We start from the raw sequence: 274 nt of genomic DNA, 5'->3' as shown, positions 1-274 counted from the left end.
ACCCAGGAAGCGCTGGCGCTGGCCGATCAGGACATCATTATCCCGATGATCGGCATGGTGCAGTCGCTGAACGTCTCCGTCGCCTCGGCGCTGATCCTCTACGAGGCGCAGCGCCAGCGGCAGAATGCCGGGATGTACCAACGCGCCAACAGCATGCTGCCGCCACAAGAGCAGCAGCGCCTGCTGTTCGAAGGCGGCTATCCGGTGCTGGCCCGCGTCGCCAGACAAAAAGGTCTGCCTTACCCCCACGTTAACGAGCAGGGCGAAGTGGAAG

1 protein-coding gene is annotated in these 274 nt (G+C 63.5%); it reads left to right on the top strand.

The window, feature by feature from the left end; all coding sequences use genetic code 11:
- On the top strand, window positions 1-274 hold a 274-nt coding region (locus ACODJP_RS14020; protein ID WP_422482546.1), incomplete at both ends, for a TrmH family RNA methyltransferase.

The sequence above is a fragment of the Pleomorphochaeta sp. DL1XJH-081 genome, assembly GCF_049310885.1.
Taxonomy (GTDB): Bacteria; Spirochaetota; Spirochaetia; order Sphaerochaetales; family Sphaerochaetaceae; genus CAYZJV01.
Note: the sequence above shows the minus strand (reverse complement) of the source record. Positions and strands in the feature narration are given on the sequence as shown.